The sequence below is a fragment of the Chryseobacterium sp. AC405b genome, from assembly GCF_979258685.1.
Genome location: NZ_OZ409877.1, coordinates 838,912 through 853,845, shown reverse-complemented (window position 1 = coordinate 853,845; position 14,934 = coordinate 838,912). Strand labels below are relative to the sequence as shown.

Annotated in this window: 13 protein-coding genes and 1 pseudogene; 9 read left to right on the top strand and 5 right to left on the bottom strand. The window is 35.3% G+C overall.

The annotated features are described in order from the left end of the window. Entirely contained in the window at positions 1–2,094 is a 2,094-nt protein-coding gene (locus tag ACZZZA_RS04040; RefSeq protein WP_463429921.1) for a hypothetical protein, read from the top strand. A 54-nt stretch (positions 2,095–2,148) separates the two neighbouring features. On the opposite strand, the gene ACZZZA_RS04035 is transcribed toward ACZZZA_RS04040, so the two are convergent. From ACZZZA_RS04035 to ACZZZA_RS04020, 4 genes are all read right to left on the bottom strand, one after another. Continuing rightward, a complete protein-coding gene (locus ACZZZA_RS04035) occupies positions 2,149–2,760 on the bottom strand; it encodes a DUF4126 domain-containing protein (RefSeq protein ID WP_463429920.1) in 612 nt (203 codons plus the stop codon). Between the two features lie 79 nt (positions 2,761–2,839). Then, positions 2,840–3,214 (bottom strand): ribonuclease P protein component, encoded by a 375-nt coding sequence (rnpA, locus tag ACZZZA_RS04030; protein WP_463429919.1) that lies wholly within the window; start codon positions 3,212–3,214, stop codon positions 2,840–2,842. Further along, positions 3,201–3,938 (bottom strand): tRNA threonylcarbamoyladenosine dehydratase, encoded by a 738-nt coding sequence (locus ACZZZA_RS04025; RefSeq protein ID WP_463429918.1) that lies wholly within the window; start codon positions 3,936–3,938, stop codon positions 3,201–3,203. Before ACZZZA_RS04025 ends, rnpA begins: the two co-directional genes overlap by 14 nt. Continuing rightward, a complete protein-coding gene (locus ACZZZA_RS04020; protein WP_463429917.1) occupies positions 3,931–4,557 on the bottom strand; it encodes a TatD family hydrolase in 627 nt (208 codons plus the stop codon). Before ACZZZA_RS04020 ends, ACZZZA_RS04025 begins: the two co-directional genes overlap by 8 nt. 95 nt (positions 4,558–4,652) lie before the next feature. Here ACZZZA_RS04020 and ACZZZA_RS04015 point away from each other — a divergent pair, with 95 nt between their 5' ends. The 8 genes and pseudogenes from ACZZZA_RS04015 (at position 4,653) to ACZZZA_RS03980 (ending at position 13,330) form a co-directional block, all read left to right on the top strand. Next, on the top strand, positions 4,653–5,282 hold the full coding sequence (locus ACZZZA_RS04015; protein WP_463429916.1) for a TetR/AcrR family transcriptional regulator: 630 nt from the start codon (positions 4,653–4,655) through the stop codon (positions 5,280–5,282). Positions 5,283–5,379: 97 nt separating this feature from the next. After that, positions 5,380–6,376: pseudogene (locus tag ACZZZA_RS04010) on the top strand (outer membrane protein assembly factor BamD). A gap of 41 nt (positions 6,377–6,417) precedes the next feature. Continuing rightward, complete coding sequence (locus tag ACZZZA_RS04005) at positions 6,418–6,741, top strand: DNA-directed RNA polymerase subunit omega (RefSeq protein WP_129535667.1); 324 nt, start codon at positions 6,418–6,420, stop codon at positions 6,739–6,741. 122 nt (positions 6,742–6,863) lie between these two features. Further along, the gene (coaBC, locus tag ACZZZA_RS04000) at positions 6,864–8,063 is read left to right on the top strand and encodes a bifunctional phosphopantothenoylcysteine decarboxylase/phosphopantothenate--cysteine ligase CoaBC (protein ID WP_463429915.1); all 1,200 of its coding nucleotides are present in this window, start codon (positions 6,864–6,866) and stop codon (positions 8,061–8,063) included. A gap of 120 nt (positions 8,064–8,183) precedes the next feature. Further along, positions 8,184–9,086 carry a type IX secretion system protein PorD gene (gene porD / locus ACZZZA_RS03995; RefSeq protein ID WP_463429914.1) on the top strand — a complete coding sequence of 301 codons (903 nt, stop codon included), beginning with the start codon at positions 8,184–8,186 and terminating at the stop codon, positions 9,084–9,086. 69 nt (positions 9,087–9,155) lie between these two features. Further along, entirely contained in the window at positions 9,156–10,805 is a 1,650-nt protein-coding gene (locus ACZZZA_RS03990; RefSeq protein WP_463429913.1) for a DNA repair protein RecN, read from the top strand. A 340-nt stretch (positions 10,806–11,145) separates the two neighbouring features. Continuing rightward, positions 11,146–12,612 carry a DUF5687 family protein gene (locus ACZZZA_RS03985; RefSeq protein ID WP_463429912.1) on the top strand — a complete coding sequence of 489 codons (1,467 nt, stop codon included), beginning with the start codon at positions 11,146–11,148 and terminating at the stop codon, positions 12,610–12,612. 4 nt (positions 12,613–12,616) lie between these two features. Further along, entirely contained in the window at positions 12,617–13,330 is a 714-nt protein-coding gene (locus ACZZZA_RS03980) for an ABC transporter ATP-binding protein (protein ID WP_463429911.1), read from the top strand. A 66-nt stretch (positions 13,331–13,396) separates the two neighbouring features. Here the strand turns inward: ACZZZA_RS03980 and fumC are convergent, their stop codons facing one another. Then, positions 13,397–14,791: a class II fumarate hydratase gene (gene fumC, locus ACZZZA_RS03975; protein ID WP_463429910.1), complete on the bottom strand. Its 1,395-nt coding sequence runs from the start codon at positions 14,789–14,791 to the stop codon at positions 13,397–13,399. Between the last annotated feature and the right edge of the window lie 143 nt (positions 14,792–14,934).

Genomic DNA, 14,934 nt, shown 5'->3' with positions numbered 1-14,934 from the left:
ATGATACATACTAGAGTTTTAGAATTATTAAAAAATCCGAAAAATATTCAGTCAGAAGATCTGCATCTTTTGAAAGAGGAAATCAATTCTTTCCCGTATATTCAAAATATCAGAGCGCTTCATCTTTACGGGGTTCATCTTTACGACAGAGAAAATTATCAGAAAGCACTTTCTGCAACAGCGGCTTACACTACGGATAAAAAAATATTGTATCAGCTGATCAACGGTAAAATTCAACAGATTAAGCCTGAGATTATTGAAGAAAATCTGAAAATTATTCCTGAAGTAACTGGAAATGAAAATGAAATAAAAGAAACTCTTGTTGAAAATAAAAGTGAGCAGCAGGAAACTCCAGTACGAAGTGTTGTGAAAAGTTTCTCAAATCATGATTACGAAGCTACAGAAAGTCTTATTCTTGAAAAACCTGAAATTAAACATTTGTTTGTGGAAGGCGAAAGAAACAGAATTTTATTTGAAGGTGAAGAAAATTTCTTAAATGAAGATAATAACGAAACCATTGATATTGAATCTACCCTAGAATCGGGAGTGATTGTGACTCATAAACCTGTTTCTAATGTAAATGAACTCAGCGAAACAGATAAAGAAAAGATAATTAATGCTGAAGAATTAGAAGGAAATTCTTCTGAGACAATAACTGAAACTTCTATTGTACCAAAAATGCAGGTTGAAGAAATTACAGATAATTCTGAACTAAATTTAGAAGAAATTTTACCTGAATCTGATTTTAATGAAAAAGAAAAAGTTGAGGAAGCTCCAAAGTCTGAGATAGTTATTGATGAAGCTACAACAGCTTCTGAAAAAGTGAATAATGAGAATGAGACAAGCTTTCAAGCCGTAGAATCTTTCACGACTGAGATTGAAAAACCAATTGAGGATACTATTCAGTCTGCATCAAAACCTGAACATATTACCGAGGTTTTGAATCCGGAATTAATCATTGATGAAGAAAAAATAGAAACTGAACAGGGTGCAGAAAAAATTAACAATGATGCAGAATTAAGTTTTCACGGAACAGATTCTTTCTTTCCTGAAGTCAAAATACAATCCAAAAACAATTCAGAAATATTACCATCCGAAGCTCCGAAACCTAATGTCAATAAGCATGAAGACGAGATGCGACGCTTGATTGAAGAGGTGGAGAAAAGGATGAAAGCGAAAAAAGAAACTGCTCCGGAAAAGACAGAAGTAAATGATGAGGAAATAAATCACGACATCAGTTTTGCAGAAACCCAGGAGTTTCATGTAGGTGAAGAGCAGAAAGTAGCAGAAGAAGTGGTTGTAAAAACAGCCGAATCGATTGTAGAAGATGATCTTGAAGAAAAACAATCGGAAGAAAATATTGAGCTTTCAGAAGTAAAACCTGACAAAGAAGCTGTTGTTTCTGCATGGAAACCGATGAGCTTTGAAACAAGCCGTCCGGATTCTTTGCTGGATAAACCTGTTGAAATGCTGCAATCAAAAGAAGAAATTGAAATCGTTGAAGAAGCTCCAAAACCAGAGACATCTGTACAGGAAGAAATAGACTCTCCGGTAAAAAATATTTTAGAAAATTTAGAAGAGACAGAAGCTAGTCCCGAAGAGCAAAACGATGAGGCTCCTGTAATGAATGTTTCATTTTTCGGTTCAGATATCGCAAGTTTAGGTTTGTCTTATAAATCTGATCAAAAAGAAAAAGCTGATGCCAAAGAGGAAGAAAAGAAAATTGCTCAACAAAAAATTGATGACAGTAATGTTCCGGGATTTATCAACACTTGGCAAAGCTGGCTAAAAATTGATCGTGCTGAAGAAATACCGGTTGACAAAACAGAGAGTAAAAATAAAGTCATTGAATCATTTATTGAAAATAATCCTAGAATAAGCCAGTTAAAAGATGAGGTCAATTTCGTTGTCAAAGAAAAAACCGACGATATTTCACATTTGATGACCGAGACTTTAGCCAATCTGTATATCGAACAAAAACTGTACTCTAAAGCGGTCAACGCATTTTTGGTCTTAGCCAACAAACATCCTGACAGAAAAGAATATTTCGAAGAAAAAATTAAGGAAATCAAAGACAACAGAGGTAAAAATTAAATCAGGATAAATTAAATATAAAACGGCAGAATTGATTTTCTGCCGTTTTTCTTTTTACGTATTTGTAGAACTTAAATCTTTTTTTCTCTTCAGCTTTCGCCAGGCTTTTCGACCTAAAACAACAACTATCACCAAGCTGATCACAGCAAACAATGCAGCAATTACGGGCGCTGCCATTGCTAAAATAGACATGATTCCCGCACCTGCAGTCTCTGTAGTTCCGACCACGGAGTTTCCAAGCCCGCCTGTTGTTGCGGTAGATGCTGCCCTAATTCCCGCAAACCCTGAGCTGATCGTAGCTGCCGTTCCTCCACCTGCAATCAATGCCAATGCCCATTGCGGAAAAGTCCCCAATTCTGTAAACTGACTGGCAAACAATACAGATCCGGCGACTGTTGCCATCGGAACAGAAATCGTGTCAAGCAAATGATCTACAAAAGGAATATAATACGCCAGAATTTCGGCAATCATGGCAATTCCGGTAGTAATTAAAGCAGGTAAGCTCGAAAGCCATTCGAAGCTTTCACTCATAGGAATCCAATGGAAATAAGAAGACAAACTTACTGCAAATATCGGCAAAAACACTCTGAATCCGGATGCAGCAGCCAATCCGATGCCAATAAAAGCACTCAGGATATAAGGTAAATAAGGAATTTGATCTAACATTTTAATTCGTCAATTGTTTCTTTAAAGCTACAAAAAATTATAAATATTAAAATGCTTGAAATCAATGGGAGAATTTAGATCAGGATTTCTTCTGAGATTCACACAATTTAATAAACTGCGACTCAACATCCTGAAATTTCTTTGGTAATTCAGGAGAAACCCAAAACAGCATCGCCGTGGTTTTTTCTCCGAAATATTCTTTAAATAGCTCTTTATTCAGACGGTAACATTCTCTCAAAAGTCTTTTAATGCGGTTTCTGTGTACGGCTTTTTTAAAATATCTTTTAGAAACTGAAACTCCAAGTTTCACGTTGTCTGTCAGCAGGTCTGGATGATTTTTCAGGACAATAATTCGCAGATTTCCGCTGTTTTTCCACTTACCTTTTTCAAAAAGCAAGGTGATTTCATCCTTTTTTTTAAGTTTTTCCTCTTTGGGATATTTAAAGCTCTGCATCAGACTTTTTCACTAAATGATTGATGACTTCTGCCGCCGCATACAATCCGAAAATTGCAGGAATATAACTGATAGTTCCATAGAAAGAGCGTTTGTAATTGCTTCCGTCTGTCATTTTTAGGCTGTCTTCATCTTGTATTTCGCTCGAAAAGACACATCGGATGCCTTTGTCTATTTTTTCTTTTTTCAGTCTTTTTCTTACCTGTTTCGCAAGATGACATTCTGCAGTTTTATGGATGTCTCTTACCATCACTTTTGAAGGATCAGATTTTCCGCCGGCGCCCATTGAGCTTACAATTTTGATTTTTCTTCTTTTGGCAGCAATAATCAGGCTTACTTTCGGAGTAATGCTGTCGATGCAGTCTAAAATATAATCGAATTGACCGGCATCCAAAACTTCACCCATTCTTTCAGGGTTCAGAAATTCATTGATTTTTACCAGCTCAAGCTGTGGATTGATATCCATAAGTCTTTCTGCAACAACTTCCACTTTATGTTTTCCAACCGTTGAATGAAGCGCAGGTAGTTGCCTGTTGATATTCGTAATGTCTACCGTGTCACCGTCTACGATTGTCATTTTTCCCACTCCGGCTCTTGCCAGAAACTCTGCGGCAAAAGATCCTACACCACCTAAACCTACTACCAGAACAGCTGCATTATTCAATATATGAATACCATCTTCTTTGATCAGAAGCTCTGTTCTTTCCAGCCAAAACTTATCCATTTTTTATCGTTTCTAAATTTTCTACAATTTGTCTTTGAAGCTCGTCTATTGATATTTTCTTGATTTCCGAAACTTTCTGATACAAATCTTTGATGTCAAAATCTTCATTATCAGTTTCTAAAAAGAGTTTACCTAAAGGAACCGTTTTCAAAGTATCCTGCAAAGATAGATGATACAAAACAGGTTTCCCAAAACTCAGATAAAAATTATTTTTCAGAAGATCATCTGCGACGCTTTGTTTTTTATTAAAACCATGAATAATCATCGCTTGTTTAGATTTTTTTCGGAAAGAAATAACTTCATAAAATTTCTTTACACAATGAATGATTAAAGGTTTTCGAATCTCATTTGCAAGCTGAATTTGCTTTAAAAAAACATCTTCCTGTATTTTCTTGTCTACAGAAATTAATCCGTCAAGTCCGCACTCGCCAATTGCAAAACAATTCTCATTGATAACAGATTGTAACCATTTGAATTGATTTTCAGTATTTTCGGGTTGGATATCATGTGGATGAATACCTGCAGAATATAAATTGCCGGAAGGTTGGCTTCCTGTTTGCAGATTATAAATTCCGAAAGGAAAATTTATTTTATGATGATGAAAATCAAAAAAATTCATAATCAAAAATACAACAAATAAAATGTCACTAAAAATTATTAAACGTTCGTTTATAAAATGCGCAATAATTTCTTAACTTTACTAAAACGGCATATATGGGAAAAAAATTTACCGACAAACAAATACATATATTAAATATCGCTGAAGAGTTAATCGCAAAGAAAGGTTACGAGGGTACTTCAGTAAGAGACATTAGCTCAAAAGCCAACATTAATGTGGCAATGATTTCATATTATTTCGGCTCAAAAGAAAAGATGATGTCTTATCTCTATCAATACCGTGTGTTGAAAACGAGAGAAAATTTTTCTGAATTTGCAGATACGATTAAAGAAGGAAAAGCCGAAATGCAGATGAAAGAAATGATCAAATATATAGTTGCACAGCTTTTTAAATATAATTATTTCCATGGTTTTGTAACTCAGGAATTGCGTCACACAGAAAATCTTAAAGATGAGCTTCTTGATTTTTATCAGTTATTCGTTAAAAAATTAGACGATGTCATTAAAAAAGGGGTGACTTCCGGAGTTTTCACCTTTACTCCAAAACCTGAGGATATTCTGACAACCATTATTGGATCTACTCTTTTTGTGATTCGTAATAAAAATTTCTACGAACTGTATGTTCCTCATAAAGACGAAGAAGCTTACATCAAAGAAGCGGAAAAAAAAGTGAGAATGAATCTTCTGATGAATATTTTTGCCGTTTTGGGATACGCAGCCGACTAATTTTGCGTTAAATAATCATAAAAAAAAATCTTTTAGCAAAAAAGTTATATTTTTGCAAATTAATAGGTCGGTAAAACCGACAACTGTTGAACTTTATATGAAGAAATATATTTTAGGTATTTTTGCCATAGCTGTCATTTCGGCGTGCACCAGTCAGCAAGACAAAGCGATGAAAAGCGCGGATAAAACTTTTATCCTAAAGGCTGCAAATGAAAATTTCGCTAAAAAGAAATGGAAAAATGCTTTGGCTCTTTACGACAGACTTCCCAATCTTGTTGCAGGTACAGATGATGCCCCAAACGTGGTTTTTAACTCTGCGTATGCCAATTATTACGATAAAAACTACAAACTGGCAGGTCATCAGTTCAAAAATTTTGCGGTAAGTTTTCCTCAGGATAACAGAAAAGAAAGAGGCGTCATATATGTCTGCTTTGTGTTACTACAATGGTTCTATGGATTATAACTTAGATCAGACGAGTACAGAATTGGCGATTAATGAGCTTCAGGATTTCCTGACCAATTACCCGAATTCTGAAAGATCAAAAAACATCAATACGTTGATTGATGAGCTTTCCTATAAACTGGAATTTAAAGCCTACGAAAATGCTAAGCAGTATTACAAAATGGCTAATTATAAATCTACAGATGTCGCTTTTGAAAATGTTTTGGAAGATTTTCCAAGTACAAAGCTTCGTCCGAAGATCTATGATTATATGATGAAATCTCGCTATCTTTTGGCACAAAACTCTATTTACGAGTTGAAAGATGAGCGTATCGAAAGAGCACTGTCTTTCACAAGAATGGTTGAAAAAGAACTTCCGAACACAGAATATTCTAAGACCGCTTTAGATCTTAGAGGGAAACTGGAAAAGGAAAAGAAAGATTTTGTTATCGTAAAAAAACAAACAGAGGAAAGAATTGCCATATTAACAGCCAAACAAAAAAAGATGGTTGAAAAAATGGCTGAAGATTCAAAAACTGAAAAGCAAATCAAAGATCAAGTGTCTAACGAAAAGCAGGCAATGCAGATTCAGAGAGACAGCGCAGCGTTGCAAACACCTCCGCCCGCAGCGACTTTCAGAATCCAAAGATAATTCGTAAATTTGCCACCTTATAAATAAATAATTTTCTGAAAATGAGTGTAAAAGATACAAAAGCAGAAGTAAATACTATTACTTACGATAAAGATAAGATTGAAGAGAAAGTAGGTTCAATCTATGAAGCTATTGTTATCATGGGGAAGAGAGCTGAGCAGATCAACGCAGAAATTCGTACAGAGTTACACAATAAGCTTGACGAGTTTGCGGTTCACAATTCTACATTGGAAGAAGTTTTTGAAAACAGAGAACAGATTGAGATCTCTAAACATTACGAAAAACTTCCAAAGCCAACTTCTATCGCTATCCAGGAATGGCTAGACGGTGAAGTGTACTTTAGAAAGACTGAAGAGAGAAACTAATCACTTAGGTGATTTTTATACATGAAGGTCATAAAGAAATTATTTTCTTTATGACCTTTGCTGTTGCTGTAAGTTTCAGGTCTTACAAAAAAGAAGTATTTTAGTGCTTTAAAATAATCTACATGAATATTTCCGGAAAAAAGATTCTTATTGCCGTCTCTGGTGGAATTGCCGCTTACAAAATTCATTTTCTTATCAGAGATTTTGTGAAAAAAGGTGCAGAAGTTCAGGTAATCATGTCTCAGGATGCAGAGCATTTTGTAACAAAGCTGAGTCTTTCCACATTATCTAAAAATCCGGTGTATACAGATTTTTATGGCGACAACGGAACCTGGAACAGCCATGTAGAATTGGCACTTTGGGCAGATGTCATCATTATGGCTCCCTGTACGGCAAATACTTTAGCCAAAATGGTTCATGGGATTTGTGATAATTTAATCATTGCGACTTATATGTCTGCAAAGTGTCCTGTTTTTATTGCTCCTGCAATGGATCTGGATATGTATCAACACCCTTCAACCAGACAAAATTTAGAATTGGCAGAAGATTACGGTCACATGGTAATTCCTGCAGAAAGCGGTGAGTTAGCAAGTGGATTGGTTGGTCAGGGAAGAATGGCAGAGCCGGAAACGATTTCAAAAGCGGTAGAAGATTTTTTTAGTTTAAATAATAAAACCTTAGCTGGTAAAACAGTTTTGATAACTGCGGGACCAACCTATGAAGCGATCGATCCTGTGAGATTTATAGGCAATCATTCTTCAGGAAAAATGGGATTTTCTATAGCTGAAGAAGCTGCAAAACGAGGTGCAAAAGTGATTTTAATTTCAGGACCAACATCTTTGAATTCTAAGCATGAAAACATAAGCATCCACAGAGTTACTTCTGCAAAACAAATGTTTGATAAAGTATTTGAATACTATGATGGAATTGATGTGGGTATTGCCAGTGCAGCCGTTGCAGACTATGCTCCCAAGGAAGTTGCTACAGAAAAGATCAAAAAAAATGATGACACCTTAACCATTGAGTTGATTAAAAATCCGGATATTCTGAAAACAATGGGCGAGAAAAAAGCACATCAGTTTATGGTAGGGTTTGCTCTTGAAACTCAGAATGAAGAAGAAAATGCAAAAGGAAAGCTGGAAAAGAAAAATCTGGATATGATCGTTCTCAATTCCCTTCGTGATGATGGTGCAGGCTTTAAGAATGATACGAACAAAATAAAAATTTTCACCAAAACTGATAAAATAGAGTTTGAACTGAAATCAAAAGAAAATGTTGCAAAAGACATTCTCGATTGTATTGAAGCTCAGATTTTAAAATAATTTTTATAAATTTCCGTTCTCAACATTTAGATTATAATGGAACCGCTTTGATTGATTTTGATTCTCAAAATACTTATATAAGTGATAACATATAATCTTTAAAACAATATTTAGCTATACATGAAAAAATATACGATACTTTTATTTTTACTTCTGTTTTTCAATTTCAGTTTCTCTCAAGAACTTTTGGCTACAGTACAGGTAAATTCTCAACAAATTCAGGGGAGTAATCAACAGGCATTTAAGGCGTTGGAGAAAAGTCTCAGAGACTTCATCAACAATACAAGCTGGACGGGCAAAAAGCTTCAGAATTTCGAAAAAATCAAATCAAATTTTGCCATCGTTTTGTCTAGCAGAGATGGCAACAGATATACTGCCCAGATCGTCGTTCAGGCAGTTCGCCCGGTTTTCAGCTCAACTTACGAATCTCCGCTTTTAAATCTTCAGGATCAGAAATTTGCTTTTGAATATGTAGAAAACGAAAATTTGATTTTTAACGAAAGACAGTTTTCTGGAAAAAATTTAATAGATGTCATCAGTTTTTATGTGTACCTGATTTTGGGTTATGATGCAGATAGTTTCCAGTCTACCGGTGGAACGCAGTGGTTTACAAAAGCACAGCAGATTGCCCAGAATTCTCAGAATAGAGGGTATGATGGTTGGGGACAGATCAATGATCCGCGAAGCCGTTCGATTCTGATCGGAGAAATTTTGAACCCGAACATGAGCCAGCTTCGTCAAAATATGTATACCTATCACAGAGCGGGTTTAGACGGTATGTTTAATCAGGATCAGACGCAGTCTAAAAAAATTATTTTCGATGCTTTGATGCAGCTGAAGGTTTATGAAAATTCTTTTCAGCAGAATTATTTCTTTAATACATTTATCAATACGAAATATGATGAGATTTTCAACATATTCAATTCTGGTAACAATGGTGGAATTGTTTTAAATGACCTGAAACAACTGATGATTATCTTTGCACCCAAGTACACAGATAGCAGATGGAATAAGTGGAAGTAAGATACCCGATTCTTGAATTCTGAATTCTAAAATTTTATATTTGCAGTACAAAGAAATCTGCCACCTATCATGCTTTCGAGAATATACATTAAAAATTTTGCCCTCATTGATGCATTAGATGTGTCTTTGAAAAATGGTTTACAGGTAATTACAGGAGAAACCGGAGCCGGAAAATCAATCATTTTGGGAGCACTTCGATTGATTTTGGGAGAGAGAGCAGATTTAAAATCAATCTCAAAAACCGAAGAAAAAAGTATTGTCGAAACAGAGTTTGACCTGAATAACCAATTCAAAAAATTCTTTATCGAAAATGATCTCGATTACGAACATCAAACGATTATCAGACGGGAAATTTTACCTTCGGGGAAGTCAAGAGCATTTATTAATGATGTTCCGGTAACTTTGGATGTGCTGAAAGAACTGACTTCACAGTTAATCGATATTCATTCGCAGTTTGAAACTTCAAATCTTTTTACCGCAGATTATCAGTTTAAAATTATTGACGGACTGTCGGATAATAAAAAGATTATTGAAGATTATCAACAGGACTTTTCAGAATTTCAAAGTTTAAAAACTCAGCTCAAAAAATTCCAGACACAACTATCAGAAAATACAAAAGAAACCGATTACAAACAGTTTTTACTGAATGAGCTGGAAGATATAAAATTGAATGATATAGATTATAATGAGGTGCAAAATCAGCTTTCTGTACAGGAAAATGCAGGAATGATTTCTGAAAATATTGCTCAGATTCTCTCAAGATTCCATCAGGAAGAAATTGGAATTCTCTCTTTCTTTAATGAAGCTAAAAATAAATTATCAAAAATTGCCGAAGTGTCCCATTCTTTCTCTGAACTGGATGAAAGGTTGGAAGGCTCTTTTGTTGAAATGAAAGATATTCTCTCAGAATTGGAAGACGAAGCCGAAAAAATTGAAATCAATCCGGAAAATTTAGCGATACTTTCAGAACTGAATAATAAAATCAATGCATTATTTCTGAAGCATAACGTTTCTGATATTAACGAATTAAAAGAAATCAGGGATCAATTATCAGGTGAACAAAAAGGAACTGCAGAAATTGAAGCCCATATTGCTGAGATTGAAATCAACATCGCTAAAAAAGAAAAATCACTTCATTCTTTAGCTGAAAAACTTTCTAAAAACAGAAAGAAAAATGTTCCGGTCTTCATTAAAAAGGCGGAAGATTTACTGAAAAAATTAGGTCTTGAAAAAGCAAAAGTTGATATTGAACTAACCGATATTCAGGAATTTAATCAGTTTGGAAAAGAAAATATCCAGCTTTTATTTCAGGCAAATTCCGGGTTTCCTTTGAAACCGATTCAAACTGCCATTTCCGGTGGTGAAAGATCTCGTGTGATGTTGGCGGTTAAGAAAATCATTGCCGAAAGCGATATGCTTCCAACCCTTATTTTAGACGAAATTGACACGGGAGTTTCCGGAAAAGTAGCCGAAGAAATCGGAAATCTGATGCGTGAGATGTCTCAGGATATGCAGCTGATCGTCATTTCTCACTTAGCACAGGTTGCCGCAAAAGGAAATGATAATTACAAAGTCGTGAAAGAAGATATCAACGGTAAAACGCAATCTACCATCATCACTTTAAGCGAAGAAGAAAAATTGAATGAGATTGCGCAGCTGCTTTCAGGAAGTAAAATTACGGAGGCGGCGATGGCACAGGCGAGAGAATTGATAGGTTAAGAAAGAGTTGGAATGTATTGAAATAAGAAAATTAATGATATTTAAAATTATTTATGATTATTTTTGTTATGCTTTTTATAAGTTGTAAGGATAAAAACCGATCTATAAGAAGATTAAAACTAAAAACTACTTCATAAGGTTTTACTATAACCTGACTTCTGGCTCATTCCAAATCACCTCGTTTTAAACAGAATAATTTTTTGATTATTGCAAATTATATCAGTTGTAACCAAACATTTTTTTATTTTATTAAGACATCTTTACCACATCTATATTCGGTTTTTTACATAAATACTGTAACAAAAACTACATTATATTTACTAATGTAAAAAAGTAAACTATGTTTGTACAGTTTCTGAGGTTAGAAATCAAAAGTTTTTTTCGTGGCAGCTCGGTCGGAGTTAATCTGGCGATGAAGATCTTCCGTTTTTTGGGAATTCTGTCGATTGTAGCGTACTGCATCGGTGCGGCTTTCTTGGCTTTTTTCTTTGTTAGGAAGGAAATGGAACAAGATCCTGTCAAAGTTGTTTCAAAATTCATGATTATTTTGTGGGCGGCAGATCTTATTTTCAAATATCTTTTTCAGCAGATGTCTACGCAGAACATCAAGCCGTTTCTCACGCTCAATATTCCTAAGAAAACTTTGGTTAATTATATTTTAATCAAAACTTTTGTCTCGCCACTCAGCTGGATGAATTCTTTTTTTCTGGTGACATTTACCGCCATTTGCCTCTTCAACGGATATGGTTTTTTAGGAACTTTATGTTGGTTTATTGCATTGTCGTTATTGTTCTATCTTAATAATTTCATCAATATTTTGGTCAACAACAGAGAGAATGTTGCCATCGCTGTGGGAATTGTCTTTTCGGTGATCGTAGGTTTGGGATATTACAATATCATTCCTGTTTTAGAGTATTCTGAAAGGTTTTTCTATTCATTTTATGCACAGCCTTATTTTGCGTTGTTGCCAGTTGTGCTATTTGCAGGATTATGGTGGATCTGTTTCAGATATATTTACAAAGAATTCTATCTCGATCAGGGGTTGGAAGACAAAAAAACCTTCGGTAAAACAGAAAATATTGCTTTCCTTAATAAATACGGAGCCATCGGAAGTTTCATTAATAATGATATTAAAATGCTGAGACGAAATAAAGTCACAAAAGGCATCATTATCGGAAGTTTCATGTTTGTTTTTTACGGACTGCTAATGTTTACGTCATCTGTTTACAAAACACCTTACATGATGATGTTTATGGGTCTGTTTGTAACGGGTGGTTTTCAGTTTCTGTTTGGTCAAAGAGTGCCTTCTTTCGACAGCTCTTATTATCCATTGATGATGACGCTGAATGTTCCTTACAAAGAATATCTGAAAGCAAAATGGTGGCTCATCAATATTGTAACCGCAGTCTCAATAGTGATTGCATTGTTCTATGCATTCATAAGCTGGGAAGTGTACTTTAGTTTCTTCGCAGCCGGATTGTACAACATCGGAGTAAACTCTCAATTTACATTGTGGTCCGGAGCGTATACCAAAACGCAAATTGATCTTAATTCTAAAGAAAAAGTAATGGGACAGAAGAACAGCTTCAACATGAAAAGTCTGCTTCTGTTAATTCCTAAAATGCTTTTGCCAATGGCTGTTTTTGGAGCTACAAAATATTTCTTCGGAATGACAGCCGCTGTAATGAGTATTGCAGCTTTGGGACTGATAGGATTCTTATTCAGAGAAAAAATATTCGACATTATTGTAAAACAGTACAAAAGCGAAAAATACAGTACACTAGACGCATTCAAATCTAAAAATTAATACCATGATTACGATACATAATTTATCAAAAAAATACGGAAATGCAACGGTTCTTAATATCGAAAATCTTGAAATTCCAAAAGGGGAAACTTTCGGTTTGGTAGGAAACAACGGAGCCGGAAAAACAACTCTTTTTAGCTTAATGCTTGATTTGATACAGCCAACAACAGGTTTTGTAAGCATCGACGGAATCAAAGTCAATGAATCTGAAGCCTGGAAATCTAAAGTTGCGGCTTTCGTAGATGACACTTTTCTGATCGGATATTTGACACCCGAAGAATATTTTTATTTCATTGGGGAATTGAGAGGTCAGAACAAAGCTTCTGTGGATGAGTTTCTGAAACAGTTTCATGATCTTTTCAGTGGTGAAATCATCAACTCCGGAAAGTATGTGAGAGATTTATCCAAAGGAAACCAAAAGAAAGTAGGAATTGTAGGCGCTATCATCGGAAATCCTGAAATCGTAATCCTGGATGAACCTTTTGCCAATCTTGATCCTTCCACACAGATTAAACTGAAGAATTTAATTAAAGAATTAGCGAAACAAAGTGGTGTTACTTTTTTAATCTCAAGTCATGATCTTGCGCATACGACTGAAGTTTGCAACAGAATTGTGGTCGTCAATAAAGGTCAGCAGGTAAAAGATATTCAAACCAATCCGGAAACGTTGAAAGATTTGGAACAGTATTTTGCAGATCAGGTGAATCAGCCGGTTTAAATTAAAAAAAACCTCCGTGAAATACAGTTCACGGAGGTTCTATCAATTATCTAAAGTTCTAAAAATTTATTTCAGACTTCCCACCATATCTTCCGGCTTCACCCATTCATCAAATTGTTCAGAAGTTACAAAACCTAGATTTACAGCTTCTTCTTTTAATGTCGTTCCGTTTTTATGAGCAGTTTTTGCAATTTTTGCAGCATTTTCGTAACCGATATGCGTATTCAGTGCAGTTACCAGCATCAAAGATTTATCGACCAATTCTTTAATTCTTTCTTGGTTGGGCTCAATTCCAACAGCGCAATGATCATTAAATGAGATACATGCATCAGCGATTAATTGAGCCGACTGTAGAAAATTATAAGCCATCACTGGCTTGAAAACATTCAGCTCATAATTTCCCTGTGTTCCTGCAAAAGAAATCGTAGTATCGTTTCCTAGAACCTGAGCACAAACCATCGTCAAAGCTTCATTCTGTGTAGGATTTACTTTGCCTGGCATGATTGAAGAACCCGGCTCGTTTTCCGGAATGTGAATTTCCCCAATCCCAGAACGTGGTCCTGAAGCCAACAATCTGATATCCTGAGCAATTTTGTATAAAGAAACCGCTAATTGCTTTAAAGCTCCGTGAGATTCTACGATAGCATCGTGGGCAGCAAGAGCTTCAAATTTATTTTCTGCCGTTACGAATGGAAGATTAGTGAATTTTGCAATGTATTCTGCAACTTTTACATCGTAACCTTGTGGTGTATTTAAGCCGGTTCCTACCGCAGTTCCTCCTAAAGCCAATTCAGAAAGGTGTGGTAAAGTATTTTTTAAAGCTTTAATACCATAATTCAACTGAGCAACGTATCCTGAAAACTCTTGTCCCAAAGTCAGTGGAGTGGCATCCATCAAGTGCGTTCTTCCGATTTTGACGATATTTTTAAAAGCTTCTGTTTTTTCCGCTAAAGTATCTCTCAGTTTTTCAACAGCAGGAATAGTAGTCTCAACAACCTTTTTATAAGCCGCAATGTGCATTGCAGTTGGATAGGTGTCGTTTGAAGACTGCGATTTATTCACGTCATCATTGGCATGAACTTCAGATTTATCACCTAGATTTCCGCCACTGTTCACGTGAGATTTATTTGAAATCACTTCATTCACATTCATATTAGATTGCGTTCCGGAACCTGTTTGCCAAATTACCAAAGGGAATTGATCATCCAGTTTGCCTTCTAAAATTTCATCGCAAACCTGAGCAATCATATCTCTTTTTCCAGCATCTAAAACCCCTAAATCTGAATTGGTAAATGCCGCTGCCTTTTTTAAATATGCAAATGCTTCAATAATTTCATGTGGCATAGAGCCTTCCGGACCAATCTTAAAATTGTTTCTTGAACGTTCGGTTTGTGCTCCCCAAAACTTATCAGCCGGAACCTGCACTTCACCCATCGTGTCTTTTTCTATTCTGTAATTCATTGTGATTGAAATTTTATCTGTTCAGTTTTAATTTTTTATCACAAATTTTAACCACAAAAATTATCCGATCATTTTGTCATTCCGTAGGAATCTCAGCAAGTAATAAACGTAAATAGTTCAAAATGAATGAAAAAATGCGACTA

Bases quoted from the DNA above. Each gene is read 5' to 3' on its own strand.
- ACZZZA_RS04040 (WP_463429921.1), top strand. From the start codon at position 1: ATGATACATACTAGAGTTTTAGAATTATTAAAAAATCCGAAAAATATT.
- ACZZZA_RS04035 (WP_463429920.1), bottom strand. From the start codon at position 2,760: ATGTTAGATCAAATTCCTTATTTACCTTATATCCTGAGTGCTTTTATT.
- rnpA (WP_463429919.1), bottom strand. From the start codon at position 3,214: ATGCAGAGCTTTAAATATCCCAAAGAGGAAAAACTTAAAAAAAAGGAT.
- ACZZZA_RS04025 (WP_463429918.1), bottom strand. From the start codon at position 3,938: ATGGATAAGTTTTGGCTGGAAAGAACAGAGCTTCTGATCAAAGAAGAT.
- ACZZZA_RS04020 (WP_463429917.1), bottom strand. From the start codon at position 4,557: ATGAATTTTTTTGATTTTCATCATCATAAAATAAATTTTCCTTTCGGA.
- ACZZZA_RS04015 (WP_463429916.1), top strand. From the start codon at position 4,653: ATGGGAAAAAAATTTACCGACAAACAAATACATATATTAAATATCGCT.
- ACZZZA_RS04005 (WP_129535667.1), top strand. From the start codon at position 6,418: ATGAGTGTAAAAGATACAAAAGCAGAAGTAAATACTATTACTTACGAT.
- coaBC (WP_463429915.1), top strand. From the start codon at position 6,864: ATGAATATTTCCGGAAAAAAGATTCTTATTGCCGTCTCTGGTGGAATT.
- porD (WP_463429914.1), top strand. From the start codon at position 8,184: ATGAAAAAATATACGATACTTTTATTTTTACTTCTGTTTTTCAATTTC.
- ACZZZA_RS03990 (WP_463429913.1), top strand. From the start codon at position 9,156: ATGCTTTCGAGAATATACATTAAAAATTTTGCCCTCATTGATGCATTA.
- ACZZZA_RS03985 (WP_463429912.1), top strand. From the start codon at position 11,146: ATGTTTGTACAGTTTCTGAGGTTAGAAATCAAAAGTTTTTTTCGTGGC.
- ACZZZA_RS03980 (WP_463429911.1), top strand. From the start codon at position 12,617: ATGATTACGATACATAATTTATCAAAAAAATACGGAAATGCAACGGTT.
- fumC (WP_463429910.1), bottom strand. From the start codon at position 14,791: ATGAATTACAGAATAGAAAAAGACACGATGGGTGAAGTGCAGGTTCCG.